29 protein-coding genes and 1 pseudogene are annotated in these 25,580 nt (G+C 66.2%); 14 read left to right on the forward strand and 16 right to left on the reverse strand.

Translation table 11 applies throughout. The features are described from left to right. Nucleotides 1-33: 33 nt before the first annotated feature. Nucleotides 34-741 carry a ribose-5-phosphate isomerase RpiA gene (gene rpiA / locus C491_RS07105; protein WP_005554851.1) on the forward strand — a complete coding sequence of 236 codons (708 nt, stop codon included), beginning with the start codon at nucleotides 34-36 and terminating at the stop codon, nucleotides 739-741. A gap of 6 nt (nucleotides 742-747) precedes the next feature. On the opposite strand, the gene C491_RS07110 is transcribed toward rpiA, so the two are convergent. Further along, on the reverse strand, nucleotides 748-1,161 hold the full coding sequence (locus C491_RS07110; RefSeq protein WP_005554852.1) for a hypothetical protein: 414 nt from the start codon (nucleotides 1,159-1,161) through the stop codon (nucleotides 748-750). Between the two features lie 99 nt (nucleotides 1,162-1,260). Between C491_RS07110 and fni the strand changes: the two genes are divergently transcribed. Then, entirely contained in the window at nucleotides 1,261-2,319 is a 1,059-nt protein-coding gene (fni, locus tag C491_RS07115; RefSeq protein WP_005554853.1) for a type 2 isopentenyl-diphosphate Delta-isomerase, read from the forward strand. Between the two features lie 166 nt (nucleotides 2,320-2,485). Here the strand turns inward: fni and C491_RS07120 are convergent, their stop codons facing one another. Next, on the reverse strand, nucleotides 2,486-2,653 hold the full coding sequence (locus C491_RS07120) for a DUF1931 family protein (RefSeq protein ID WP_005554854.1): 168 nt from the start codon (nucleotides 2,651-2,653) through the stop codon (nucleotides 2,486-2,488). Nucleotides 2,654-2,908: 255 nt separating this feature from the next. Between C491_RS07120 and larB the strand changes: the two genes are divergently transcribed. From larB to C491_RS07135, 4 genes are all read left to right on the forward strand, one after another. After that, the gene (gene larB, locus C491_RS07125) at nucleotides 2,909-3,667 is read left to right on the forward strand and encodes a nickel pincer cofactor biosynthesis protein LarB (RefSeq protein ID WP_005554855.1); all 759 of its coding nucleotides are present in this window, start codon (nucleotides 2,909-2,911) and stop codon (nucleotides 3,665-3,667) included. Nucleotides 3,668-3,785: 118 nt separating this feature from the next. Continuing rightward, nucleotides 3,786-3,935, forward strand: a complete 150-nt coding sequence (locus tag C491_RS22910) for a DUF7563 family protein (RefSeq protein ID WP_005554857.1) — start codon at nucleotides 3,786-3,788, stop codon at nucleotides 3,933-3,935. Between the two features lie 104 nt (nucleotides 3,936-4,039). Next, nucleotides 4,040-4,294, forward strand: coding sequence for a GIY-YIG nuclease family protein (locus tag C491_RS07130; RefSeq protein ID WP_005554858.1), 255 nt, complete (start codon nucleotides 4,040-4,042; stop codon nucleotides 4,292-4,294). Nucleotides 4,295-4,394: 100 nt separating this feature from the next. Continuing rightward, nucleotides 4,395-4,946, forward strand: coding sequence for an HD domain-containing protein (locus tag C491_RS07135; RefSeq protein WP_005554861.1), 552 nt, complete (start codon nucleotides 4,395-4,397; stop codon nucleotides 4,944-4,946). 287 nt (nucleotides 4,947-5,233) lie between these two features. Here C491_RS07135 and C491_RS07140 read toward each other — a convergent pair whose 3' ends face one another. Beyond that, nucleotides 5,234-5,818, reverse strand: coding sequence for an NADPH-dependent FMN reductase (locus C491_RS07140; RefSeq protein WP_005554863.1), 585 nt, complete (start codon nucleotides 5,816-5,818; stop codon nucleotides 5,234-5,236). A gap of 89 nt (nucleotides 5,819-5,907) precedes the next feature. Here C491_RS07140 and C491_RS07145 point away from each other — a divergent pair, with 89 nt between their 5' ends. Next, the gene (locus C491_RS07145; RefSeq protein ID WP_005554864.1) at nucleotides 5,908-7,296 is read left to right on the forward strand and encodes a phosphoglucomutase/phosphomannomutase family protein; all 1,389 of its coding nucleotides are present in this window, start codon (nucleotides 5,908-5,910) and stop codon (nucleotides 7,294-7,296) included. Nucleotides 7,297-7,349: 53 nt separating this feature from the next. After that, nucleotides 7,350-7,736 carry a hypothetical protein gene (locus C491_RS07150; protein WP_005554865.1) on the forward strand — a complete coding sequence of 129 codons (387 nt, stop codon included), beginning with the start codon at nucleotides 7,350-7,352 and terminating at the stop codon, nucleotides 7,734-7,736. A gap of 4 nt (nucleotides 7,737-7,740) precedes the next feature. On the opposite strand, the gene cysE is transcribed toward C491_RS07150, so the two are convergent. The 3 genes from cysE to C491_RS07165 all read right to left on the reverse strand — a co-directional run bounded on the left by cysE (nucleotide 7,741) and on the right by C491_RS07165 (nucleotide 10,007). Beyond that, a complete protein-coding gene (cysE, locus tag C491_RS07155) occupies nucleotides 7,741-8,250 on the reverse strand; it encodes a serine O-acetyltransferase (RefSeq protein ID WP_005554866.1) in 510 nt (169 codons plus the stop codon). 218 nt (nucleotides 8,251-8,468) lie between these two features. Further along, nucleotides 8,469-9,137, reverse strand: coding sequence for a metallophosphoesterase family protein (locus C491_RS07160; RefSeq protein ID WP_005554867.1), 669 nt, complete (start codon nucleotides 9,135-9,137; stop codon nucleotides 8,469-8,471). 279 nt (nucleotides 9,138-9,416) lie between these two features. Then, on the reverse strand, nucleotides 9,417-10,007 hold the full coding sequence (locus tag C491_RS07165; RefSeq protein WP_005554868.1) for an IMP cyclohydrolase: 591 nt from the start codon (nucleotides 10,005-10,007) through the stop codon (nucleotides 9,417-9,419). 112 nt (nucleotides 10,008-10,119) lie between these two features. Between C491_RS07165 and C491_RS07170 the strand changes: the two genes are divergently transcribed. Continuing rightward, nucleotides 10,120-10,713 (forward strand): homing endonuclease associated repeat-containing protein, encoded by a 594-nt coding sequence (locus C491_RS07170; RefSeq protein WP_005554869.1) that lies wholly within the window; start codon nucleotides 10,120-10,122, stop codon nucleotides 10,711-10,713. Between the two features lie 229 nt (nucleotides 10,714-10,942). Then, nucleotides 10,943-11,686, forward strand: a complete 744-nt coding sequence (locus C491_RS07180; protein WP_005554870.1) for a rhodanese-like domain-containing protein — start codon at nucleotides 10,943-10,945, stop codon at nucleotides 11,684-11,686. A gap of 4 nt (nucleotides 11,687-11,690) precedes the next feature. On the opposite strand, the gene C491_RS07185 is transcribed toward C491_RS07180, so the two are convergent. Together C491_RS07185 and C491_RS07190 are read right to left on the reverse strand one after the other, a co-directional pair. Continuing rightward, nucleotides 11,691-13,043: an oxidoreductase gene (locus C491_RS07185; protein ID WP_005554872.1), complete on the reverse strand. Its 1,353-nt coding sequence runs from the start codon at nucleotides 13,041-13,043 to the stop codon at nucleotides 11,691-11,693. Nucleotides 13,044-13,085: 42 nt separating this feature from the next. After that, nucleotides 13,086-14,129 carry an NAD(P)-dependent alcohol dehydrogenase gene (locus tag C491_RS07190; RefSeq protein WP_005554873.1) on the reverse strand — a complete coding sequence of 348 codons (1,044 nt, stop codon included), beginning with the start codon at nucleotides 14,127-14,129 and terminating at the stop codon, nucleotides 13,086-13,088. A 142-nt stretch (nucleotides 14,130-14,271) separates the two neighbouring features. On the opposite strand from C491_RS07190, the gene C491_RS07195 reads away from it, so the two are divergent. Together C491_RS07195 and C491_RS07200 are read left to right on the forward strand one after the other, a co-directional pair. After that, complete coding sequence (locus C491_RS07195; RefSeq protein WP_005554875.1) at nucleotides 14,272-15,336, forward strand: amidohydrolase family protein; 1,065 nt, start codon at nucleotides 14,272-14,274, stop codon at nucleotides 15,334-15,336. Then, nucleotides 15,336-16,106, forward strand: coding sequence for an iron-sulfur cluster assembly protein (locus C491_RS07200; protein ID WP_005554876.1), 771 nt, complete (start codon nucleotides 15,336-15,338; stop codon nucleotides 16,104-16,106). The genes C491_RS07195 and C491_RS07200 overlap by 1 nt, the downstream gene beginning before the upstream one ends. A gap of 16 nt (nucleotides 16,107-16,122) precedes the next feature. Here C491_RS07200 and C491_RS07205 read toward each other — a convergent pair whose 3' ends face one another. The 5 genes from C491_RS07205 to C491_RS07225 all read right to left on the reverse strand — a co-directional run bounded on the left by C491_RS07205 (nucleotide 16,123) and on the right by C491_RS07225 (nucleotide 21,415). Further along, nucleotides 16,123-17,274, reverse strand: coding sequence for an LEA type 2 family protein (locus C491_RS07205; RefSeq protein WP_005554877.1), 1,152 nt, complete (start codon nucleotides 17,272-17,274; stop codon nucleotides 16,123-16,125). Nucleotides 17,275-17,390: 116 nt separating this feature from the next. Then, entirely contained in the window at nucleotides 17,391-17,888 is a 498-nt protein-coding gene (cgi121, locus tag C491_RS07210) for a KEOPS complex subunit Cgi121 (protein WP_005554878.1), read from the reverse strand. Further along, nucleotides 17,888-20,233 (reverse strand): ATP-dependent DNA helicase, encoded by a 2,346-nt coding sequence (locus C491_RS07215; RefSeq protein WP_005554879.1) that lies wholly within the window; start codon nucleotides 20,231-20,233, stop codon nucleotides 17,888-17,890. The genes cgi121 and C491_RS07215 overlap by 1 nt, the downstream gene beginning before the upstream one ends. Before the next feature lie 94 nt (nucleotides 20,234-20,327). Continuing rightward, nucleotides 20,328-21,062 (reverse strand): DICT sensory domain-containing protein, encoded by a 735-nt coding sequence (locus C491_RS07220; protein WP_005554880.1) that lies wholly within the window; start codon nucleotides 21,060-21,062, stop codon nucleotides 20,328-20,330. Further along, on the reverse strand, nucleotides 21,059-21,415 hold the full coding sequence (locus tag C491_RS07225; protein ID WP_005554881.1) for a DUF7344 domain-containing protein: 357 nt from the start codon (nucleotides 21,413-21,415) through the stop codon (nucleotides 21,059-21,061). Before C491_RS07225 ends, C491_RS07220 begins: the two co-directional genes overlap by 4 nt. 196 nt (nucleotides 21,416-21,611) lie before the next feature. Here C491_RS07225 and C491_RS07230 point away from each other — a divergent pair, with 196 nt between their 5' ends. Further along, nucleotides 21,612-21,857, forward strand: a complete 246-nt coding sequence (locus C491_RS07230) for a ferredoxin (protein WP_005554882.1) — start codon at nucleotides 21,612-21,614, stop codon at nucleotides 21,855-21,857. A 12-nt stretch (nucleotides 21,858-21,869) separates the two neighbouring features. Here the strand turns inward: C491_RS07230 and C491_RS07235 are convergent, their stop codons facing one another. Further along, a complete protein-coding gene (locus C491_RS07235; RefSeq protein WP_005554883.1) occupies nucleotides 21,870-22,523 on the reverse strand; it encodes a helix-turn-helix domain-containing protein in 654 nt (217 codons plus the stop codon). A gap of 80 nt (nucleotides 22,524-22,603) precedes the next feature. Here C491_RS07235 and C491_RS07240 point away from each other — a divergent pair, with 80 nt between their 5' ends. Continuing rightward, nucleotides 22,604-24,055: a cytochrome P450 gene (locus C491_RS07240; RefSeq protein WP_005554885.1), complete on the forward strand. Its 1,452-nt coding sequence runs from the start codon at nucleotides 22,604-22,606 to the stop codon at nucleotides 24,053-24,055. A gap of 92 nt (nucleotides 24,056-24,147) precedes the next feature. Here C491_RS07240 and C491_RS24170 read toward each other — a convergent pair. Beyond that, nucleotides 24,148-24,354 (reverse strand): annotated as a pseudogene (locus tag C491_RS24170) (HAD family hydrolase); the annotation flags it as partial. Between the two features lie 133 nt (nucleotides 24,355-24,487). After that, a complete protein-coding gene (gene mdh / locus C491_RS07250; RefSeq protein WP_005554890.1) occupies nucleotides 24,488-25,402 on the reverse strand; it encodes a malate dehydrogenase in 915 nt (304 codons plus the stop codon). Nucleotides 25,403-25,580: the final 178 nt, after the last annotated feature.

Consider the following 25,580-nt stretch of genomic DNA (forward strand, 5'->3'; position numbering starts at 1 on the left):
AGCCCGCTCAGAGATGTGTATAAGAGACAGGCCATGAAGACGACGGGCGGATCCGACGCGGCGAAGCGACGCGCCGGCGAGCGCGCGGCCGAGGCGGTCGCGGACGGCGACGTCGTCGGGCTCGGAACCGGCTCGACGACCGCCTACGCGATCGAGGCGATCGGCCGGGCCGTCGACGACGGCCTCGAGGTCCGAGGAATCGCGACTTCCTTTCAGTCCCGACAGCTGGCCCTCGAGGAGGGGATTTCGCTAACCGAACTCGACGCCGTCGAGGGAGTCGACCTCGCGATCGACGGCGCCGACCGGGTGGTCGACGATCCCGAGTCCGCGGCTCACGGCACGCTGATCAAGGGCGGAGGCGCTGCCCACACCCGCGAGAAACTCGTCGACGCGAGCGCCGACCGGTTCGTCGTCGTCGCCGATCCCTCGAAACTGACCGATCGACTCGAGGCGTCGGTTCCGGTCGCCGTCCTTCCCGAAGCCCACACGGTCGTCGCCGAGCGGATCGCCGAACTGGGCGGCGAGGCAACGCTGCGAGATGCAGAGCACAAGGACGGTCCCGTCGTCACTGACGCCGGGAACCTGGTGCTCGACTGCGCGTTCGGCCCGATCGGCGAGCCGGGGGAACTGGCCGAACGGCTCTCGAGTCTGCCCGGCGTCGTCGAACACGGACTGTTCGTCGACGTCGCCGACGCGACCTACGTCGGGACGGACGACGGCGTCGAGGTCCGACGGTACTGATAGCGGTCAGTTCCGCGCGGACTCCGCCTCGCTTTCGTCGCTCCCGATCGTCGACAGCGCCGCGACGGTCAGATAGAGCACGCCCAGCAGCCGCGCGGCCGGGTTCACCCACGGCTTCGGCTCGAGCTCGTCGACGTTCTCGTAGACCAGCCGCTGGCTCAGTTCGACGAGGGGTTCGGGGACGAGCACGAGCGCGATTCCCGCGAGCGCGAGCAGCCGGTTGGCGATCGTCGCCCCCGACTCCCGGCGGGCGAGCACCCAGACGAACAGCGCGCCCTCGAGGCGGGCCCCCCACAGTGCCTGCGGCCGAAGTTGGGCTTCTTCGGCGTTCTCGAGCCCGATTCGCTCGCAGGCGTCGATCACGGGCTGAGGCATTGCGATCTCGAAGATACCGAACGCGATCAGCAGTTTGCGGAGCATCGTCGTCTTTCGGATGGACGCCGACCCTCAAAAAATCGGCCCCGGAGTCGCACGCGGCGAACGGATCGCTTTTCACGATCCTCGTGTCGCTACTAGGCAATGACCGAGACTGCCGACCGCAAGGACGATCACATTCGCATCATCGAGGAGGAAGACGTCGAAACGAAGGGAACTGGTTTCGAGGACGTCGAGCTGATCCACGAGGCCCTCCCCGAGATTCACCGCGACGAGATCGACACGTCGACGACCCTCTTCGGCGCCGAGGTCGACGCGCCGATCGTCATCGAGAGCATGACCGGGGGCCACCCCAACACGACGAAGATCAACCGGGCGCTGGCCGAGGCTGCCCAGCGGACGAACGTCGCGATGGGCGTCGGCAGCCAGCGAGCAGGTCTGGAGCTCGACGACGAGGACTTGCTCGAGTCCTACACCGTCGTCCGCGAGGCCGCGCCCGACGCCGTTCTCTACGGCAACGTCGGCGCCGCACAGCTGCTCGAGTACGACCTCGCGGACGTCGAGCGGGCCGTCGAGATGATCGACGCCGACGCGATGGCCGTCCACCTCAACTTCCTCCAGGAGGCGGTCCAGCCCGAGGGCGACGTCGACGCTCGAGGCTGTCTCGCCGAGATCGAACGCGTCGCCGACGGGCTCTCGGTGCCAGTCGTCGTCAAGGAGACGGGCAACGGCATCTCTCGGGAGACGGCTCGACGGCTCGCCGACGCCGGGGTCGACGCCATCGACGTCGCGGGCAAGGGCGGGACGACGTGGTCGGGAATCGAATCCTACCGGGCCGCAGCGGTCGGCGCCGACCGACAGGAGCAGATCGGGAGGCTGTTCCGCGCGTGGGGCGTTCCGACCGCCGTGAGCACTCTCGAGGCCGCCGACGAACACGACACCGTCGTCGCGAGCGGCGGCGTTCGGTCGGGACTCGACATCGCGAAGGCGATCGCGATGGGCGCCAGCGCCGGCGGGCTCGCGAAGCCGTTTCTCGGTCCCGCTGGACAGGGCGCTGACGCGGTCGTCGACCTGCTCGAGACCCTCGAGCTCGAGTTGCGAACGGCGATGTTCGTCACCGGCGCGGCGTCGATCGAGGCGCTCGGCGAACGCGAGTACGTCCTCACCGGGCGGACGAAGGAGTACCTCGAGCAGCGCCGGTAACTATAGTCGCCACTGAACGTCAGTGCACACCCGATCGCACGACGGCTGTGCGATCGGTGTACAACCAGTTTCAGTTGTTACTATACCCCTTCCCGCCTCTCGCGCTGACGGCGCAGTCGGGACTACGTGTCGTTGCTTCGATAAAAGAACGCTCGAGCGAGTCGCCTTACAGGTCGCGCGGCTGGACCGTCTTCCGGTCGTTCTCCTCGGCGCGGCGGGCGGCGTCCTCGAGAAGCTGGTCGACTTCCTCGTCGAGTGCGTCGTAGAAGTCCGAAGCGACGTTCTTGTCATCGAGCGCTTCCTTCACAGCGGCTTTGACGATAAGGTCTGCCATACGATGTGTCCGTTCCCGTTTTCCCATTATAAGTATTGTGGTTATGCGGGGGGAGACCGGGGCTGCAGCGGTTCGTTCGCCTGTTTGGGGCGCACATGCCACCGGAAAATATATGGTTGATGAACTCCGCCGCCCAGCCTCGGGGTATTCCGACCGGAGAATCGGTCTCGCGCGCGGTCTGGGTCCGCTCGCGCGCGTTTCCGAACTCGCGGTTCGGGTCGACGGATTCGAGTAGATCGATCCCCCAGTTCGGGTATGCGCGAACTCCTCGAGGCCGTCGCCGACGGCTCGCTGTCGCCGGCGGAGGCCGAGGCCGAACTCAACGGGTACGTCACCGGCGAGGCGGGACGGTTTGACGCGGCCCGCCAGCAGCGCCGCGGCATTCCGGAAGGAATCTTCGCGGCGGGCAAGACCGCCCCGCAAGTCGTCGCCCTCACCGAGACGGCACTCGAGACGACCGGCCGGGCGCTGATCACTCGCGCCGACGACACCCAGATCGAAGCCCTGGAGTCGAGCCTGCTCGAGTCCTTTCCCGATGCGACCCTCGAGCGTTGGAGCACCACTGTTCTCGTTCGGACGGCCGACGCCGAGCAGCCGACTCTCGACGCGACGGTCGGTATCGTCACCGCGGGCACCGTCGATGGCCCGGTCGCCGACGAGGCCGCAGCGGTCTGTCGGGACGCCGGCGTCGCGATCGACCGGGTCGACGACGTCGGCGTCGCCGCGCTCGATCGCCTGCTCGACCAGCTCGATCGGCTCCGCGAGGCCGACGTGTTGCTCGTCGCCGCGGGCCGAGAGGGCGCGTTGCCGACCGTCGTCGCCGGCCTCGTCGACTCGCCGGTGATCGGGGTTCCCGTCTCGAGCGGGTACGGCCACGCCGGCGACGGCGAGGCGGCGCTCGCGGGGATGCTCCAGTCGTGTACGATCCTCTCGGTCGTCAACGTCGACGCGGGGTTCGTCGCGGGCGCGCAGGCGACCCTAATCGCACGGGCGCTCGACGACGCCCGGAGCTGAGTTGATAACGTGATTCTGGAAAATATTCTTCCGAAGTCGGAAAGCCAAACTACGTTTGGGAAAGCGTTTTTATTCGTATACTGACTACGATTGGATGCCGGCCGAAGCCGGTATCACAATGCCCACCTGTGACCACTGCGACGCGCACGTCTCCGAACGGTTCGCCCGCGTGTTCGCCGACGAGCACGGCGAGATTCACGCCTGCGTCAGCTGTTCGGCGAACGCCGGGATTGCGGAAGCCGCGAAGGAGCGCGTCCGCGGCACCTGATCCGTCGAGCACCGCCACCGATAGACAACGGCCGGACCCCGACTCCCCTAGCTCGCACCCTGCGGACGAGACGATTTTTACCCGCCAACCCGTACCCTCGAGCGATGGCCGACGCCGACCACGTGGTCTACGTCCTCGAGTGCGCCGACGGCTCGCTGTACACGGGGTATACGACCGACCTCGAGCGCCGCGTCGCGGAACACGACGCGGGCGAGGGAGCGAAGTACACCCGGGGACGGACGCCGGTGGAGTTGTGCTACGAGGAGGAGTACGACTCGAAATCGGCGGCAATGTCCCGCGAGTACGAGATCAAACAGTTGACGCGAGCACAGAAGGAGCGACTGGTCGGACTCGAGTGAGTGAGCAACCGTGCGGAGAGACGCTCGTGGGAGGGCCAGAGTGAGCCGTGAGCATCGCTGCACGGCGGGGTTTTTGGGACCCAATACCGATACCAAAAGCATGAGTGAGAACGTAGTTAGGGCCGCGTTTCCCGAACTCGAGGTGATCGAAGACGGCGACCTCCGAGCGGGCGTCGTCAACGCGTGGGTGACGGCCATCGAAGAGAACGATGTCGACGACCTCACCGAAGTGCCGTGGCTGCCTCCAGCACAGCGGGCGTTAGGGCTGGAGAACGAACGGCTGGTAAGCCACGTTCGGGACGTAACTGCCTGTGCCGTCGCGCTCGCAGAGACGCTCCTCGAGCGGCGCGAAGTCACTCTGTCGTTGGATACGGTGGTTGCTGGTGCACTCGTTCACGACGTGAGCAAACTCGCTGAGTTCGACGGGATGACCGAGACGCCGATCTACAACCTGCTCGGACATCCCTACTACGGTGTCTACGTCGTTGCAGTGGTGGATTTGCCGGTTGAACTGGCACACATCGTGCTCTCCCATACGAGTCGAACGACGGTCGAGCCGGCGACAATCGAAGCGGAACTCGTCAGGCGGGCCGACGAAGTTGCGGCAGCAGCCATTCGGTCGCAGGCAACAGACGACCTTCGGACGGTCTAACGTGCATCGAACGGCTGGCGGGTGGTGTTTCCCCGTACGTAACGCGTTCCTGTCGTCAATACGGGATTTTCACGTCCTCCCCAACCGACTCGCACGGTGTCGGATCGCAGTTCGCCGTCGGCTCACTGCGATCCAGCGTGCGCCGCCGTACGGGGGTTGACTAATTCGGGTTCGACCGACCCGGTTCAGTCGGCTCCGATGGTCCGTGGATCCGTCCTCGTCGAGCGGGATCCGTTCCGATAGAACAAGTACCATTCGGGAGTTCGAGGACGGCCGTCCAGCCCTCGTTACTCGTCGGCCGCGGCCGTCCGCGGGCTACTCACCTCGGGTTCGATATGGGCGTACTCGACGAGCATCCGGCCGAGCTTTCTGGTCCGGTCCTCGAGTTTCTCGTCGACGAACGCTCGTCCGTCGATCGCCTCCGGATCGGCCTCGAACTCGCTCGAGGCGCCGCGGATCCCGACCTGGTGGGGGAGGACCCAGCCGTGAACGCCCCGGACCGTGATCCGGAGGTGGTCGAGCGTCGAGCCGTAGCTCCCGCCGCCAGCGGTCGCGAGCAGGCCGACGGTCGTGTCCTCGAACTCCTCGAACCCGCAGTAGTCGTGGAGGTTCTTCAGCGCCCCCGAGTACGAGCCGTGGTAGACCGGGGTGCCCAACGCGACGGCGTCGGCCTCGCGGACGAGCCGTTTCACGGCCTCGCCGTCGCCCTGATCGTCGACGTCGGGGTCGTAGACGGGGAGATCGTACTCGCGCAGATCGAGCAGTCGCGTTTCGGCGCCGGCTTCCCGGGCCGAGTCGAGGACGTACTCGAGGGCGGTTCGCGTGTAGCTTTCGTCGCGGAGGCTGCCGGAGACGGCGAGAACGTGTGTCATACCGCCCTTAGCGGGGTCGACGTCAAAACCTCGTTGCCTTCGGTGCCGACAGCGTCGCCTTTTTCGCACCGGACGGTGAGGAGCGGGGTATGGAGACGATCTCGTTCGGAACCGACGGCTGGCGGGCGCCCCTCGAGGAGTTTACGGCGCCCAGAGTGCGGATGGTCGGACAGGCGGTCGCGACGTACCTCGCTGACGAGGGCCTCGAGGGTCCCGTCGCGGTCGGCTACGACGCCCGCGAGACCTCGCGGGGGTTCGCCGAGGAGTTAACTCGAGTACTGTGTGCCAACGGGTTCGACGTCCTGCTGTCCGACCGGGATCGACCGACGCCGCTTTTCGCCTACGCGATCGTCGAACGAGATCTGGCGGGGGCGATGGTCGTCACGGCCTCGCACAACCCGCCGGAGTACAACGGCGTGAAGTTCATCCCCGAGGACGGCGCGCCTGCACTCCCCGAAGTGATGGATGCGGTCGCGGATCGCCTCGCCGAGCCCGACCCGCTGCCCGAGGACGAACACGGCAGCGCCGAGGAGATCGACTTCGTCACGCCCCACGCCGACGCCGCGTTCGATCTCCTCGAGGGGACGATCGGCGAGATCGACCTCGAGGGGGTGTCGGTCGCCTACGACGCGATGTACGGTAGCGGCCGCGGGACAACGGACGCCATCTTAGAGCGGGCCGGCGCCGACGTCGATCGGCTGCGTTGCGAGCAGGATCCGGAGTTCGGCGGCGGGGCGCCCGAACCCGCCCCGGAGAATCTCGAGGCGCTCGTCGAGCGAGTGACCGACGGCGACGCCGATCTCGGGATCGCTAACGACGGGGACGCCGATCGGATCGCGATCGTGACGCCCGAACGGGGCTACCTCGACGAAAACCTCTTTTTCGCCGCGCTGTACGACTACCTGCTCGAGCGCGATTCGGGGGCCGTCGTCAGGACGGTGTCGACGACGTTCCTGATCGATCGGGTTGCCGACGCCCACGACGAGGCCGTCCACGAGGTCCCGGTCGGCTTCAAGTGGATCGCTCAGGGGATGGCCGACCACGACGCCCTGGTCGGGGGCGAGGAGTCGGGCGGGTTCACGATCAGGGGACACGTCCGCGAGAAGGACGGCGTCCTGATGGCGCTACTGGCTGCCGCGATGCACGACGCCGAACCGATCGACGACCGCGTCGACCGACTGCTCGAGGATCACGGTACCGTCGTTCAGGACAAGCGAAGCGTCGCCTGCCCCGACCACGAGAAGGCACGGGTGATCGACGACCTCGAGGACGAGATCCCCGACGATATCGCCGGTACGCCCGTCGAGGACGTCAACACCGCCGACGGGTTCAAGCTCCAGCTCGAGGACGGCTCCTGGCTGCTGGTCCGCCCGAGCGGGACCGAGCCAAAGCTGCGGGTCTACGCCGAGGCGACCGGCGAGGACCGGGTCGCCGAACTGCTCGAGGCCGGCGAGGCGCTGCTCGAGCCGCTGGTCTGAGGGTTGCGAGCTCCGGGCCCACGTTTACCGGGACAGCGATCGGAGAGACGAACATGAGCAGAAGCGACGAGGCCGCGTACACGGAACTCGAGCCCGACGCGTGGCACCAGAACGAGCAGGGGAACTACTCGATCGACTGTCCCGAGTGTGGCTCGGAGGCGACGCTGATGAACGTCGTCAAACACGGCCGCTGTAACGGCTACCTGAGCAAACACGACGAGGACATCGAGCTCGACACCCAGCCGATGGACTGCACGGCCAAGCTCTGGTTCGAACTCGGCTACGTCTCCGATCCCGACGAGTCGATGACCGACGACGCCGTCGGCGCGGACGACGGCGAGGACGAGACCGACCAGGACGTCGAGTCCGGAGAGGGAGTTCCCGCCTCGGACTCGCCTGCAGGTGCCGAGGGGACTGTCGACGACGATCAGACACAGTAACAGCTCAGTCGATCCGTTCCGCGGGAACTCCGGCGACCGTCGTCTCCGAGCCGACGTCGTCGGTGACGACCGATCCCGCGCCGACGGCAGCGTCCTCGCCGACCGTGATATTTCCCAGCAGCGTTGCGTTCGCGCCGACGGTGACGCCGTCCTCGAGGGTCGGGTGGCGCTTGATGGGTTCGTTCGCCGTTCCACCGAGGGTGACCCCGTGGTACATGTGGACGTCGTCGCCCACTTCGGCTGTCTCGCCGATGACGACGCCCATCCCGTGGTCGATCGTGACGCGACGACCGATCGTCGCCGCGGGGTGGATCTCGACGCCTGTCAGCGTACGAACGACGTACGCGAGCACGCGAGCGACGAGTTCGAACCCTGCGTTCCAGAGACGATGGGCGAGTCGGTGGCCCCAGACGGCGTGAACGCCGGGATACGTGAGCCAGACCACGCGACAGCCCGTCGCCGCGGGATCGCGGTCACACATTGCCCGCACGTCCTCGCGGAGTTTTCCGATCATGCGTTCTCGAGGCTGCTCGTGCGGTTGTTCGATGCTGTTCGTACGAGCGAGGACCGTGAGGGGTATCGACCGCCAGCGGGCACGGCGAACGCGGTGCTCCGAACGTCGTCCCTGGTGCGGCCGGTCGAAGGCATACCTTCCACTACTCCGATCGACAGGCTAAAAGGACTCGCTTCGCGGACCGAATCATAAACCGGCGGCGACGATACCTTTTCGAGTCACTTCCCGCGCTCGAGCCGGCTTCCGACCATTTCGGGAAGCCCCGCCGCAGCGACGGCGTCCCTGACGGCGCCGATGTCGTACTCCACACGATAGGTTTCGACGGTCATCGCCTCGAGGTCGACGACGGCGTACGCTGCCCGCGGATCGCCGTCGCGGGGCTGGCCGACGCTGCCCGGATTGAGGACGATCCCCTCGCCATAGCGCTCGACGTGTTGAATGTGCGTGTGGCCCAAAACGAGGACGTCCTCGTCGTCGAGCAGTCGCGCCGAGAACTCGGCTGGACGGGTGTAGCGGGTGTAGCGATCCGGATCGTCCGGGTGACCATGGACGAGCTTCACCTGCCCGTCACACGCCAGTCGTTCCTCGGGGAGGTCGGCGAGCCACTCGAGCTGCTCGGTCGAGAGCTGCTCGAGGGCGTGTTCGACTCCCGCTTTGGCCATGCTGTTGAAGCGAAACGGCGTCTCCTCGACGACCGCGGCGTCGTGGTTGCCCATCACCGTCGGCACCGCACGCTCGCGGAGTTCGTCGACGCAGGCCCCCGGCCAGGGGTTGTAGCCGACGACGTCACCGGCACACAGGAGTTCGTCGACTGCGGGCATGTCGGCGAGGACTGCCTCGAGGGCGATCCGGTTGCCGTGAATATCGGAGATGAGCCCAACTTGCATGTCTCGGCGTACGATACGAAGGCTTGTAGGTCATCCCCCGGGCCGATCGCTGCGAACCATGCGGTGGCGCGCGCCGGGTCGCGGTGAGCGGACAGCGAACCGCGATTCGATGCCGTGCGAGGGATGAGTGAGCGACGGCGGAGCGAACGAATCGGTTGGGGAGGGTGTGGAATCCCGTGTGTTCGGCGCGAGCAGACCGTTCGTCTACTTCGAATTTGTCCGATCAGTGTGGTTGCTCGATCGCCGACTATCGGGGGCATCCAGAGGAACGCGGTTCGATCAGTCGCCGTTCTCGATCGCCGTCTCGAAGCCCCCGTCGGTCCGGGCAATTCCGGCCGCACAGACGGCGTGTTCGAACTCGTGGTCGTACACTTCGCTCGCCGCCTCGGCGGCGCCGTCGACCTCGAGCTCGAACGCCGTGGGCGAGTCCTCCTCGTAGGTCGCGACCAGCGTCGGCTCCTCGACGGTCTCGACGAGTAAGGCGTCCTTCCGAACGGTACCGATCAGCGCCTCGCCGTTCTCGCCCAGAGTGGCCGCGATCCGGGGCGTATCGTAGTCGTCCTTCTCGTAGTCCAGCGCGAGCAGGCTCTCCGCGAGGGCGTCCCGAGCGGGGTAGCCCAGCTCGAGCTTCTCGGCGATCGGGTCGACGTGGGAGCCGTTGCCGAAGGCGGCCGTCTCGCCCGTCGGCGTCTCGACGATCCGCAGGCAGTTGTAGGAAACATAGGGGTTGTCCGTCTCGGAGGCGTCCGCGGTTGGGCCAACGGTGAGTGCGTCGTCTCGAGCGGTGAGCTTGCGGTTCGGGAACGATCTCGAGGAAACGCGGTAGGCGCCGACCTCGGGGCCGACGACGACGAAGCGTCCGACGTACATACACGTGGCTGTACAGGGAGAGGTGAAGTGTGTGTCGATCTGTGCACTATCGTCGACTCCGCGTAGTCGCACGGAGCGAAATTTTATGTTCAATTGCACGACAATTCCAGGTATGGCGACGGAGGAGGCCTGTCTCGAGGCGCTGCGACGCGCCGCAGACGAGCTCGGCGAATCACCGACGAAGGCGCAGTACGAGGCGCTCGACGTAACGCCGGCCTCGGCGACAATCATGAAGACGTTGGGTGGATGGAACGCGGCGAAAGAACGTGCGGGACTATCAACGTTCGAGCGAGGTGCAACGGGAACCCGACGTATCAAATCCAAGCCCGACGACATCGAGCTTCCGGATGGTCTCAAATGGGAGGAACTTACGAGTCAGCAGCGCTGGTACTACAAGAACCGCGAAAAACGTCTTCGACGAAAGGATCGGCGGCGGGCAGAGATACGCCGATGGCTCTACGAGTATAAGGAAGAACACTGCGAGTGTCTTCGGTGCGACGAGGATAGACCACCTTGCCTGGATTTTCATCACCCAAACGAGAAAGAACGAAGTGTCGCAACGATGGTCGTCAACGGCCACTCGAGGGAGAGCATTCTCGAGGAGATCGATCGCTGTGTGGTACTCTGTGCGAACTGTCACCGTCTCGAGCATCTCGAAGCTCCTGGCAGCTTTCAGTCAAAAACCGAACCCGACAATCATAAATAGGAACCTGCCCAACGATCTGGTGCAGCAACAGTCCCCTGGGGTAGCGGCCAATCCTGAAGCCTTCTGGGGGCTTCGACACAGGTTCGAATCCTGTGGGGACTACTTCCTCCCGATTTCATTTCGACCCGTTTCGTAGCGCCCGCTGTCGATCTCCAGTCGAAACGAAGGGGTTCCCGGATCGTCGTCCCGACCAGAACCCATATTCGGTCGGCCTCCCTAGAAGTTGTCGATGAGACGACGGGAGCTTCTCGCTACGGGAACGGCGGTGACGGCGGCGGCTATCGCGGGCTGTCTCGGCGACGACGATAGCGCCGACGGCTACGGACCCGAACAGGACTCGGTACCCGAAGAGCGGTCGATCGACACCGACACCTACGAGATTCTCGAGGTCGGCGACGTCGACGTTCCGCTGGCACCGCTCGAGGACGTCGCCTACTGGTACGAACGACGGGAGGCCCGCTTCGTCGACACGCGAGGGAGCGACCAGCACGAGGACCTCCGGATTACGGGTTCGGCGCTCAGCAGCGCTCCGGACGGCGTCTCGAGCGATCCGGTCGAGGACTGGTCGACGGACGACCGCATCGTCACCTACTGCGTCTGTCCGCACGCCCTGGCGGGACAGCGAGCCGCGTCGCTGATCGACGCCGGCTACGAGAACGTCTACGCGTTCGACGAGGGACTCGAGGCGTGGGTCGCCCAGGGGTATCCCGTCGAGGGCGAGCAGGCGACCCAGAGCCTGACGTCGTACCAGGTGCGTGGTCGGTCCGATCCCGCCTACGCCGGCGAGTACGTCCACGCTCGAACTGTCGACTCCGATCAGAGCGAGCTGAGCACCGTTGAGGACGACGGCAGCTACGAGCTGACGCTTCACTTCACCGGCCTTGGGGCTGACTCGCTGCTCGAGATCAAGGCGCCGGACTACACTCGAGAGCTAACCCTCGAGGAGGCGACCGACGGCGTCGTTACCGCCTGAACGGTCAGTCACCACTTCCCTGCTCGTAGGCGTCCTCTCGCTCGAGTTCGCCGCGTCGCCGCAGCACCGCCGGGGTTCGACAGATTCCCGGGGCACCCGTCACCTGCGGCACGGTACAGTTGTTGCAGCTCTCACAGAGAACGCGGACGTCCTCGCCGGCGTCCGCGGACTCCGTTCCGAGCAACCGGGCCCCCAGTCGCGGCTCGGCGTAAAACGGGCGGGCCATCCCCACCATGTCGCAGGCGCCGGCTTCGGGCTCACCGCCGAGCAGGCGATCCATTCGCTCGCGCTCTCGGATTCCGCCCTCCGCGAGAACGGGGATCGAAACCTGTTCGCGTACACCTCGACAGAACATCTCGTTCCAGGCCGACTCGGTGTCGTACTGCAGCGACTGGATCCGGTTTCCGAGGGCGACAAGACGTTTGCGAGCTGCGCCGCCGAACGCGGCGTCGTATCCCTCCTGGAGCGCCTCGTTTTCCCACGCTCGGTCGGGGTACTTCCCGCGAACGATGCTCATGTCCCAGACGACCGACGTCCGTACCGGGACGACGGCGTCGTAGCCGACCTTCTCGAGTCGGCGAGCGATCTCGACCCCGTCCTCGAGCGAGAGCTTTCGCCGAACGATCGGCGCGGGTGGGGCGGGAGTCTCGGCGGGCACCTTCGCCATCACCGGAAGTTCGCCCGCGCGCTCGCGGATCTCCTCGTAGACCACAGCCAAAAAGCGAAGCCGGGCCTCCGGCGACCCCCCGAACTCGTCGTCGCGTCGGTTGTAAAACGGCGAGAGGAACTGCTGGACGATCCCCATGTTCGCGCCGGCCAGGTGGATCCCGTCGTACCCCGCCTCCGCTGCATATCCCGCGGCCCGACCGAAGTCGGCCGCGAGCTCGTACACCTCCTCGGTCTCGAGCACGTGGGGATCGTACGAGAGGAACCCGGCCCGATCGAGCGCTCGAAGCTGCCAGGGTGGCTCCGAGACCGCGAGCTGCTCGAGACCCGGATGCTCCCGGCGGTACTCGGCGTGCCAGGTCTCCATGCTCCGGAGCCCGCCGTGCTCGAGCTGGATGAAGAGCTTGCTGCCGTGATCGTGGATCCGGTCGGTCAGCCGCGAGAGTCGGGAGACGAAGTCGGGGTCGTGGACGCGAGTCATCCCCGGCGCCGCACAGCCGCCCTCGCCGCGGACGATCGTCGCGCCCTGGCAGAGCAGCCCGACTCCCGACGCCGCGGCGGGCTCGAGATCCTCGATCAGCGTGTCGACGGCGCCGGGGCCGTTGCCCGCACACTCGAGCAGCGGCGCGCGGTAGAGTCGGTTCGGAACGCGACAGCCGCCGATATCGATCGGATCCTCGAGGGTCGCCATACGCGACCCGTTCGAGGGGTCACCACAAGAGCGTGCTGGCGATCAGGGCGGCGTGATCACCGCCCGCCCCTCGATCTCGCGGTGCTCGAGCTGTTCGGCGACGGTGTTGATCTCCTCGAGGTCGTAAATTTCGGTCCGGAGCTCGACGTCCCCGCGGTCGACGAGTGCAACCAGCTCCTGGAGCTCGGCGTACTTCCCCACCAGGGTTCCCTTGAACGAGAACTCGCCGTTGACGAGCGCCTGGCAGGGCTCGTGGATGTGGCCGCCGTAGCCGATCACGTGGTGATCGCCGCCGGCAGCGACCATGTCGGGCGCCGTGCCGGTCGTCTGATCGGCCCCGACGAAATCGAGCACCTGCTGGGCGCCCTCGTCGTCGGTCAGGTCCATTACGCTCTCCGCGAGGTCGTCCTCGCCGGAGTTGATCGTGTGGCGAGCGCCCAGATCCTCTGCCAGCTCGAGGGCCTCGTCCTTCAGATCGGCGGCGACGATGTCGGCGGCGCTCATCGCGTCGAGACACTGCAGCCCGATGTGGCCCAGTCCGCCGACGCCGATGACGACGCAGGTGTCGCCGGGATTCAGCTCGCGAACGGCTTTCTTCGTGGCGTGATAGGCCGTGATCCCCGCGTCGGCGTGGGGAGCAATCTCGGTCGGATCGACGCCGTCGGGCAGCGGAATTACGGCTCGCTCGTTCGTCTGGAGGTACTCCGCGAACCCGCCGTTCGTGGTGAGACCGTTGAACGCGCTGTTCTCGCAGTACATATCCTCGCCGAGCCGACACGGCCGACAGATTCCGCAGGTCTGGACGGGATGACAGATCACTGGATCGCCCTCCTCGACGAGGGTTACCTCCTCGCCGACTTCCGCGACGATGCCCGCGTTCTCGTGGCCCAGCGTCATCGGGAGGTCCTGCGGTGCGTACTCCTCCCACATTCCCTCGATGATGTGGTTGTCGGTCTGACACCAGCCGGCGCCCGAGACCTCGACCAGGATCTCGTCGGATTTCTCGAGCTCCGGTCGGTCGATCTCCTCTACCTCGAGGGCCTCGCTCATGTCGTCGGTGTACTCGTGGAGACGGGCTGCTTGCATGATACCACGTCACGCTTTGTCGTACTGGGTGAAAACGTTCGCCCAACGTATCGACGCTCGAACACGACTGTCGCCGGCACGTCCTCTGATCAGGAATCCATCACGAAGAATAATGGTTGTTGATACCTAGCACCATACTGCGATGTACGATCACAACGGCGAGGAGATCTTCGTTATCGACGGTCACGTCCACCTGTGGGACGCGACGGAGGGGAACATCACCCACGAGGGCGGCGAGGAGTTCATTCAGTGTTTCTACGACTACCACACGACGTTCACGCCCGAGGAGCGGCAGTGGAGCATCGAGGAGTACCGCAAGTACGGCGCCGAGCGGATGGTCGAGGACCTGTTCGAGAACGCCGCTGCGGACATGGCGATTTTCCAGCCGACCTACCTCACGGACTTCTACGGGGACGGGTTCAACACGACCGAGCAAAACGCCGAGCTCGCGACCGAGTACCCCGAACGGTTCGTCCTCAACGGGAGCTTCGATCCCCGCGACGGCGAAGCGGGGCTAGAGCACCTCGAGGAGCTGAACGAAACCTACGACCTCCAGGGTGTGAAGGTGTACACCGCGGAGTGGCGCGACGAGTCGAAGGGGTGGCGACTCGACGACGAGGCCGCCTTCGAGTACCTGGAGAAGTGCGAGGAGCTCGGCATCGAGAACATTCACGCCCACAAGGGGCCGACGATCAGGCCGCTGAACCGCGACGCGTTCGACGTCGCCGATATCGACGACGCGGCGTCGTCGTTCCCGAATCTCAACTTCGTCGTCGAACACGTTGGGCTGCCGCGACTGGACGACTTCTGCTGGATCGCTGCCCAGGAACCAAACGTCTACGGCGGGCTCGCGGTCGCCGCCCCGTTCGCCCAGAACCGCCCCGCGAAGTTCTCCGAGATCCTCTCGGAACTGCTGTGGTGGCTCGGCGAGGACCGGGTCCTGTTCGGCTCCGATTACGCCATCTGGAACCCCGACTGGCTCGTCGAGGCGGTTCTCGAGGCCGAGCTCACTCAAGACGATCGGATGGAGTACGGCGTCGAGTGGGATCTCGAGACCAAACGGAAGGTAATGGGCGAGAACGCCGCCGAACTGTACGACATCGACATCGACGAGAAGAAAGCACAGTTCCGCGAGGACGAGATCAGCGAGCGGTTCGATCTCGAGGACCACTACGCGAGCGACGCCCCCGCGGCGGCCGACGACTGATGACCGGACCCACTTCCGACGGCCCCACTAGAGAGGCCGTCCGCGACCGACTCGATCGGGTCACCGATCCCGAACTCGACCGTTCGATCGTCGAACTCGAGTATATCGACGTGATCGAGATCGACGCCGGAACCGTCACCGTCCACCTGACGCTGCCGACGGCGTGGTGTTCGCCCGCCTTCGCCTGGATGATGGCCGTCGACTCCCGCACGGAGGTCGAGAAACTTCCCGCGGTCGAGCGGGCGAGGATCTACCACCACGAGCACATGCACGAGATCGAGATCAATCGGGGCGTGAACGCGGGCCGGTCGTTCCCGGAGGCGTTTCCCGACGCCGAGGACACCGTCGACGCCGTCCGCGCGGAGCTCGATCGGAAGGCCAGAACCGCCCGCCAGTACGACGCCGTCGAAGCGCTGCTCGAGGGGGGCCTCGAGTCCGAGACGATCGTCTCGCTCCGACCGACGGATCTCGAGCGTACCGACGGCGACGACCGGCTATCGATCTACCTCGCGGATCGAGCCGTCGGCGTCTCCGTGCCCGCGGAACCGATAGACCGCTATCTCGAGAAGGCCCGCGAGACGGGACTGGTCGACGACGAGACGGACCCGCTGTTCCTGACTCCCGAAGGGGAGCCGATCGACCCCGCCGAGTTCGAGCTCGTCCACCGACGGGGGCGGCTCGCGCAGGTCAACATGTCGAGCCAGGGCGGGATCTGCGACGGGCTGCGGGAGTCCCGGGAGCGACGGCTCGGGGGAGTCGCGAACGACTGATCCGCCGATCGAGCGTTTAGGACTCGACCGCGATCGGGTCCTCACCGCTCTCGTCCGTGTCGCCCGTTTTGTCGCCGATCGTCCCGTTAGGTTCGATCGGATCGACCGTCGCGCCGAGCACCGCGAACGTCTCGTCGTCGGGGCTCGCCCAGGGGACGAACTCGCAGTGTTCCCGCACGATCTCGCTTCGCTGGTCGACGAAGATGTCGGTCCACACGCCGTACTCGCAGCTGATGGCGTCCTCGTCGTCGGGAATCGTCACGGTCTCGCCGTCGACGTGCATCGCGAGTTGCGCGCGGAGTTCGGCCTCGGTGAACTCGTCGTCGTCAACGTGGGTCGCGAACCACTCGACCACTTCGTCGTTGTCCAGTTCGACGACGAAGGTGATCTCGCGGCTCTCCCCCGACGGGATGTTCGTATCGTACGTCCCGCGGAGGAGCTCGACCTCGTGGGCCTCCCATTCGGCGACCGGTCGCTCGTTGAACTCCATCTCGCCGGTCATCGCGGGCGTCGGCAGCGGATGGGCGTTGGGGTTGTGGATCTCGTACGTGAAGTGGAGCTCCGTCCGCTCCTCGCTCACCGCTCCCCACTCGGCGTCGGTGTCCCGAATTTCGACGGTCGGCTCGATCGCTCCAGCTCCGGAGTCGGCCGGCGAGAGCGAGTGCTCTCCTTCCTGTTCGGCGAGCGTCTCCTCGATCATCGACTCGAGGTCGGTTTCGACCTCGTCCTCGTGGGTGTGGGTGGGTGACCCCGAGAGCGGCCCGACCGTCGCGTGAGCCGTGAGGTCGACTTCGAGCGCGCTCGTCTCGTCGTTCCGAACGTGGGAAGCCCACCACGACGGCAGCCGATCGTACTCGAGATCGGTCCCGAACTCCGTCGTCGAGTTACCTGCCGGAACCGCGACGTCGTCGGCCGATCCGGTCGCGAGAGCCACGTCGTTCATCGCGAGCTCGTACTCGACGGCCAGGTCGTCGAGTTCGACGCCAGGATTGGGGTTGTCGATCCAGACGCCCGTAATCACCTCGATGCGTTCCTCCTCTACCTCACCCCACGCGTTTTCCTCGAGGCCGGCGTCGGGGAGCCCGACTACCCCCGTCGCGGCGAGTCCTCCGAGCGCACCCGCTAGGCAGAAACCGATCGCGAGGACGAACGCGAGAGATCGTTCCATAGAAGCACTAATCGAATGAAATTCATATATTCTTTCTGAATGAATAGGAAAACTATTCGCACTGACTCCGAGTTTCGGTCGGATTCGAGACACGATCGAGCGCGACCGGACGAGGCCTACTTCTCGACCTCGAGCAACGCCACGCGCTCGCGGACCAGCGCGCCAAGCGTGGCGCCGGTCACCGCGCGTTCGCGATCCGGGATTTCGAAGAACTCCTGAAGCGTCTCCCCGTCTGGCGCCTCGAGGGTCGACGCCGTCCCGGCGAACGCCGCGAGCTTCCGGACGTCCTCGAGCGCTGCGGCCTCGTCGCCCCCGTCCGCGAGGACGACGGCCCGGTTCTCGCCCTCGCCGACGCCCATCTCCAGCGCGCGGTCGATCTGGCGGCGTCCCGCGGCGTACAGCAGGATCTCGACGGCCCGATCGCGGGCGACGTTCTCGCCGCGCTCGATCGACCGGTCGGCCAGTTCGACAGCTCGCTCGAGGTGGCGAGGCCCGGCGACGTAACGGGCATCGAACGCCTGCAGGGTCGTCCCGTGCGTTTCGCCGATTGCGCCGAGGTCGGCGACGAACGAATCGAGGTCGTCGATCGCGAGGGTGCACTCGAGCAGCTCCATCAGAAATCACCCAGGCTGGACTGGCTCTCCTCGTCGTCGGTCGTCGCGGTCGCCCCCGTCTCGGTACTGCTGCCGTCGCCGTCGCTTGAGCCCGTCGCCGCGGCCGACGCGTCGGCGTCGACGCCGTCCATCGAGGGATCCTCGCGGCCGGCGTTCTCGAGGACGTTCTCGGCGGTCTTCTCGCCCTTGAGCGCTCCGAGGACGACCGACTTCTCTGCGCTGCGGAGATCGGCGGGCTCCTCGATGCCGACCTCGTACAGGTCTCGGGCGCGTTTCCGGCCGACGCCGCGGACCGAGACCAGCTCGAGCAGTTCCTCGCCGACGCCGTGTTCAACGCGAGCGCGGGCCTCGCGGACGGCGACGGTCCACTCGCTGTCGATCTCGCTCGCCAACGACTCGGCCGCGCCGAGCAGCCACTCGGCGGTGTCGACCTTCCCGCGCAGGTCGCCGGGGCCGATCTTGTACCGTTCGGTGATTCGTTCCTCGTCCTCTTCCTCGGCCCAGTCCTCGAGCAGTTTCCCCGTCTTCAGCGCGGCGAGCCAGTCCTCGAAGCGGTCCTCCTCGAACTCGCTCGGCCGATCGCCAAGCAGTTCGGCCTCACGTTCGTAGTAGAGTTCGCCGAACTTCTCGTCCTCGCCCGAACGGAGGTAGAGCTCGTACATATCCGGCGTTCTGGAAACGAGCTGGTAGAGCCCCAGTGCGGTGGGGCGGTCGTCGGCGCGCTCGAGCCCGTGAACGATCGTTGCGGCGCTCATGGGGTCGAGGTAGAGCCGCGAGACGGTGTGACCGAGGCTGGTGGCCTCGAGATCCTCGCTCCGTCCGCCGCCGTCTGCGAGGTCGGCTGCGGTCGTGAACGCGCCGGCGTCGTCGCTTCCATCTCCGCGGTCGCGTTCGATGAAATCGTTGCGCTCGAGGTAGTCGAGTACGCTATCCGTCACGGTCTCGAGCCGACCTGACTCCGTCGACTGGCTCGCGTACAGCGTTGCCTCGAGGAACTCGAGCAACCCCTCCCGCGTGCGGGCGAATCCGGAGGCGATCGTGGCCAGCACGTGGGTCCGCAGGGCGGGCTCGGCTGCGAGCTTCGACCGGACGGGCTCGGGCTCGGCCCAGATGTAGCGGTCGAACAGCTCCTCGCTCTCGTCGTGGCTCTTGGCGAGCAATACGGCCTCCCCGTAGGGGTCGAGCCCCGGTCGTCCAGCGCGGCCCATCATCTGGTGGACCTCGAGGACGTCGAGCGGGGCCATCCCGCCCGCGGTCGGGTCGAACCGCCGCCAGTCGCGGACGATGACCCGGCGGGCGGGTGTGTTCACCCCCGCAGCGAGAGTGGGCGTCGCCGAGATTACCTTCAACAGCCGCTCGCGGAAGGCGTCCTCGACGAGCGAGCGCTGCGTGCTCGAGAGCCCCGCGTGGTGAAACGCCGAGCCGCGTTCGACGCAGTCGGCGAGGTCCGTGCTGGTCTCGGTGTCGCTGTCCTCGCGGATCTCGTCGGCCAGCTCCGCCAGCTCGTCGCGCTCGCCGTCGGTCAGCTCCCGGCTCGTTACTTGCCCGAGCCTGCGGGCTGCGGCCTCGGCGTTGCGCCGCGAGTTGACGAACACGAGTGACGAACCTCCTTCTTGAACGATGTCGCGGACGAGCGCGGCCTCCTGCTTTTCGCTTCCCTCGACGGGCACCTCGCGAGTCGAGCCGTCGTCGAAGTTCAGGGCGTTGCCGTAGTGGACGCCCATCTGCAGGTCGATCGGGCGCCAGTCGGTGTCGACGAGTTCGGCGTCGAGCCACGCCGCGATTTCGTCGGCGTTACCGACCGTGGCCGACAGCGCGACCGTCTGGAGGTCGGGATTGAGCCGGCGCAGCTTCGCGAGGGTGACCTCGAGCGTCGGTCCCCGATTCCGGTCGTCGATGAGGTGGACCTCGTCGCTGACGACGCAGGTCAGCTCGGAGAGCCAGCTCGCGCCGTTGCGCACGAGCGAGTCGACCTTCTCGCTGGTGGCGACGACGATGTCTTTCGAGGCGAGCCAGTCGCTGGTCGACTCGTAGTTACCAGTCGTCACGCCGACGTCGACGCCGAACGATTCGTAGGCCGCGAACTCCTCGCGCTTCTCGCTGGCCAGCGCCCGTAGCGGAACGATATAGAGGGCCTTCCCGCCGCGCTCGATCGCCGACAGCATCGACAGCGCGGCGATCATCGTCTTGCCGCTCGCCGTGGGGACCGCCGCGACGAGGTTCTCGCCCTCGGTCGCGCCGGCGTCGACGGCCTCGGCCTGGGGCGGGTAGAGATCCTCGATCCCCTCGCTTCGGAAGTGCTCGAGCGCGCCGGGCGGCAGCCCCGACAGCTCCTCGATGTTCATTACCCGCAGTTGGCGCGTGCTCCGGTTTAAACTGTCGTCTCGGCCAGTTCGGTGCCTGCTCGACCGACCGAACGGGTAGGCTGCCGTTCGGCGTCTACGCACCCGAGACGCCGTAGCTACGCTCGAGATGCTCGATCAGTTCGCCGACGAACGCGGGATCGTACGTCCAGACGCCGTCGTACTTCCCGGGCTGGCGCTCCTCGGCGACCAGCGCACAGCTCTGGCGGTCGGTGTCGGCGGCCTCGAAGGCGACGAACCAGAACCGTCCGATCTCGCCGGACGCGGAGACCACCGACGGCCCTTCGAGCGGTGCGTCCCACGCGTCGTCGAGAAACGCCGTCACGGAAAGCGTTCCGCGGGTCGCCAGTCGCTCGTACACCTCGAGCTGGTCGGCGAACGCCGCCTCGCGCTGGAAGCCGGCGTACAGGGTACCGTCGGCGACCCGCCACGCTCGCTCCTCGATCTCCCGCGAGACCGCGAGCAGCTGTCGCCGGTCGGCCGAGGCGAACGGCGTTCCCTCCAGAAAGTCGAGCAGCTCGCCGAGGTCGACGTCGGTCTCCTCGAGCGTCCAGGGCGGGTGGATCTCCGGCGAGAGGATCGCGTCGAACCCTTCGAGACCCAGCGCGCCTCGGAACTCGTCGTCGGAATCGCGGATCACCACGAACCCGTCCTGGAACGCCGCGGCTCGACGGTACTCGACCGCGACGTTCCGGCTCGTAAACTGGCGCTGTAGGTCGACCGCGACGTCGCTATCGCTCGCGTGTACCTCGAGTCGCTTCCGTTCGGCTTCGGCGCGCTCGAGCGCCTCGCCGAGCGTCTCGAGGCTCATTCGCCGACTCCGAGGAAGTCGTAGACGGCCGGTGGCACGTCGACCTCCTCGACCGTTCCGTCGACCGGGTCGAACTCGATTAGCCCGTGGTCCTGGAGCCGAGGGAGAACCGAGTGGTGGAGGTAGACGTGCGCTCGCTCGTACTCCGACTCGCCGCCGATCCGTCCGCTCTCGGCTGCAGCGGCACCGGTGATAGCCGCGGCGAGTTCGTCCACCGTCGCGTTGGGGTGATCGTACAGGTACGCAAGCGTGATGCGGACCTCCCGCGCCGAGAGGAGTCCGAGGAGCTCGTCGACGTCGTGCTCGGACACGGCATCCGCGAGCGCGGAGAGATCCTCGAGACGGTCTTTCATGATCGTTCATTTATTTAGATCCTCGACGGCATAAGCCGTGTCCCGTTCGATCGGGACAGTCACCGAGCGAAATATATCGGGCGCCCACAAAGCTCGCCGATCACATCTCGTCGCTGAGCAACGGAAACGGTCGGGTGTCCGACGTTCGGTCGCCACGACCGCTAACGATTTACGACGATCGGTCCAACCCTCGCGCATGAAAGTCGAGTTCGACGAGGAGACCTGTATCGGGATGTACCAGTGTGTCGCCGAGTGGGACGCCTTCGAGAAGGACAAGTCGGCGGGGAAGGCGATCCTCGAGGACAGCGAGGAGGTCGAGGACGGACTCTTCGTCCGCGAGGTGCCCGAGGAGGCCGAACTCGACGCGAAGTTCGCGGCCCGGACCTGTCCCGTCGACGCGATCACGATCTACGACGACGACGGCGAACAGCTGATTCCGTAGCCGACCGCTTCTCTACCGCCGTAACGCCGCATCGACCAGCTCCCCCTCCGCCGACCGCAGTAGCGTCGACGCCGCGCTCTCGGAACACTCGAGCTCCTCGGCTACCGTCGCCAGTTCGCCGCTCCGGGGGATTTCGTAGTAGCCCGCGTCGCGGGCGACCTCGAGCGCTTCGAACTGTCTGGCCGTGAGCCGACCGGCTAGCGTCTCCGAGCGGCGCTGGTGCTCGCCCACACGCGTGACTTCGACGTCGACGTCGTCGGGGGCACGCTCGAGCAGCCCTGACATGGCTTCGGGCTCTCCGAGGACGGTAACGTGGACGTTCTCCCGACCGGTGTAGACCATCGGTGGCACGACCACCAGCCCGGGAACGTCGAACGTTCCCAGCAGGGTAGCGTCGGCCGCTCGTAGGTCCATCTCGACGTAGCCATAGAACGTGTCCGCATCGATCGACGTGATGTCGTACCGGTGGACCGACTCGAGATCCTCGGCCAGATCCCCGAGTGCGCCGGGGTCGCCGACGACCAGCGAGAGAAAGCGCACGGTTTCGGAGTCAGGATCGACTTCCCAGGAGAGCACTTCCTCCCGCCGGAACGACTCGAGTGGCGCCTCGGGCGCCGGCAGTTGCATCGACGACGGAAGCCGGAGCGTGAGATCTGCCGACTGCATACCGGTCGTTCGACGAGACCGTATAAAGAAGTTCAGTGCTTCGCGAGAGTACGGACAGTCGTTCGGTCCGAAGGAAGGGTATGAGCGAGCCGCGAACGACTGCGAACGACCGTAAACAGTCGGCTGCCGACGCGGACGGCAACACCGGACCGACGCGAGCACCGATCGGAACGCCACCGCCTGGCCCGCGCGGGCTTCCGCTGGTCGACAGCACTCTCGCGTTCGCCCGAAAGCCGCTCGAGTTCCTCTCCTCGATGCGCGAGTACGGCGACGTCGCCCGGTACGAGGCCTTTGGCCGCGAGTTCGTGGTCGTCTCGGACCCCGGACTCGTCGAGGAGGTGGTCGTCGCCCGCGACGACGAGTTCTGGCGCGGCGAGTTCGAGCACGAGTTCGGCGACCTGCTCGACGTCGAGGGGTTGTTCTTCGCGGAGGGCGAACGCTGGCGCCGCCAGCGCCTGCTCCTCCAGAACGCCTTCACGCCGGCTCGAATCCGGAGCTACGCCGACGATATGGTCGTGGAGGCCGTCCGTCTGGTCGAGAACTGGTCGGACGGTGAGGTCGTCGACATTCGGGAGGCGATGTCGACCCTGACGCTGCGAGCGCTGACGCGGTCACTGTTCGATCTCGAGCTCGGAGATGGACGCGCCGATCGCGTGCGACGCTGGGTGCACGCCATGGGTGCGTACAGCGACAGCGAGTTCTTCGGCGCCCGCGCCGTGCTCCCGACGTGGATTCCGAGCCGGGCCGAACGCGAGTACCGGCGTGCAACGGCCGACGTCGAGGCCCTCGTCGAAGAGCTGGTGGCCGAACGTCGCGGGTCCGAGGCGGACGGCGACGACCTGCTCTCGCTACTCGCGACCGGTGAGTACCCTGACGGCTCGAGGCCGACGGTCGAGGAGATCACCGACCAGCTCCAGCTGTTCCTGCTGGCCGGCCACGAGACGACGGCGACCGCGCTGACCTACGCTTGCTGGCTGCTGGCCGGCACCGAGGACGTTTGGTCGCGACTCGAGCGGGAGGTCGACGCTGTCTGTGGCGACCGGGATCCGACGTTCGCGGACCTCTCTGATCTGGCGGTCACCGAGGCGGTCGGCCGGGAGGCGATGCGTCTCTACCCGTCGCTGCCGTTCCTCCAGCGCGAGCCCCACGAGGAGACCGTCCTCGCCGGCTACCGGATCGGACCCGGAACGACGGTCCAGTTGAACATGTACGGCATTCACCGCGACGAGCGATGGTGGGCGGACCCAGACGCGTTCTGGCCGGGTCGATGGGTGGCGGACGGCGAGGATGCGGAGGGAGACGAGCGATCCGTCCTCGCTGACCCCGACGACCGACCCGAGTACGCCTTCTTCCCCTTCGGCGGTGGCTCGCGCCACTGCATCGGAATGCGGTTCGCGATGACCGAACTCCAGCTCTCGCTGGCGACGATGGTTCGACGTGTCGACCTCGAGCGAGTGACTGAGTCGATCGATCCCACGCCGAAGATATCGCTCGATTCCGGTCCAGTCGAGATGCGAGTCCGAAAGCGGTGATGGCTCTCCGATCCGTTACTCGAGGACCAGCGCCTCAGCCCGTGCAGGTCCTCGATCTCGTAGGTCGGCGTGACATCGAGGTCGATGTGCTAACAGTGCGACCGGCGAACGAACGTCGACTCGAGGACGGCCCGTTCGGCCGCGACGATATCGGTCTCGCTGTCCCCGACGTACAGTGCCGACTCCAGTGACGCCGCCAGATCCTCAAGTGCGCGCTCGAGGTAGTGTGCGTTCGGCTTCTTCAGTCGAAAGCTCTCGACGGTCATCTCGCGGCCGTAGTAGGTGTCGACGTGCGTTCGACGAGTACGCCGTCGCTGTCGAAGAGCAGGGCGTCGTACGCTGTCACGCGCAGCGATACTCCGAACGGCCAGCTGATCGTTTCGGTTGGATGTTCGTGCAAAAACGGTCGAGTTGCAGTTCGAGGCGAACCGACTACGCGATCTTGTCGTACTGATCCGAGAGCTTCTCGGCGGCCTCGCCGAGCTGGTTGCGCTCGAACTCCGTCAGGTCCCACTCGACGATCTCCTTGACGCCGTCGGCGCCGAGCTTCGCGGGAACGCCGAAGGCGGTGTTCTCGTGGCCGTACTCGCCCTCGAGGACGACGCTGCAGGGCAGCACCTCGCCCGTATCGCGGAGGATGGCCTCGACGGTGTGACCGACGCCCGTCGCGGGGCCCCACTGGGTGGCGCCTTTCTTCTCAATGACGTTCATCGCCGAGGTCTGGAGTTCCTCGAGCAGCTCCTCTTTCTCGTCGTCGGTGAACTCGAGGTCCCTCCCGTCGACGCGGACCTTCGAGAAGGCGGGAACCTGGGCGTCGCCGTGTTCGCCGAGGATCGTCGCCTCGACGTTTTGGACGGGGACGTCGAAGCGCTGGGCGATCACGTAGCGAAAGCGAGCGGAGTCGAGCCGACCGCCGAAGCCGATCACCTGCTCGCGCGCTCGGTCGCCGGCCTCGTACAGGTGGCGGTTGAGCAGGTCGACGGGGTTCGAGGTGGTGACGGTGACGAAGTCGTCGTTGTGCTCGGCCAGCGAGGAGCCGATGTCCTCCATGATCGGTGCGTTGTCGCCCGCGAGGTCGATCCGGGTCTGGCCCGGCTGGCGCGGAATTCCGGCCGTGATGACGACGACGTCCGAACCGGCGGTGTCCTCGTACCCGCCCTGTCGGATCGTCGTGTTCGAATCGTAGGCGACGCCGTGGTTCGTGTCGGCGGCCTGGCCGATCGTCGTCTCCTCCTGATCCGGGATGTCGACGAAGACGAGTTCGTCCGCGATGTCTCGGAGCGCGATGTTGTAGCCTGCGGCGGCCCCGACCGTGCCGGCCGCGCCGACTACGCTAACTTTCGTCATACCACGTGAAACTGCACCATCCCAGGCGTTAAATCCGTCGGATCGTCCACGCTCACCCGAGACTGACGATGGATTATACGTCAATCGTCGAATACGACGTCGGGCTCGACCGTCGAACGGGAAGATAGAATCCGAGTACTTTCACAATCGCTATCATCCCTCGCCCGAGCTATCGATC

It is taken from the genome of Natronococcus amylolyticus DSM 10524 (genome assembly GCF_000337675.1).
GTDB lineage: Archaea > Halobacteriota > Halobacteria > Halobacteriales > Natrialbaceae > Natronococcus > Natronococcus amylolyticus.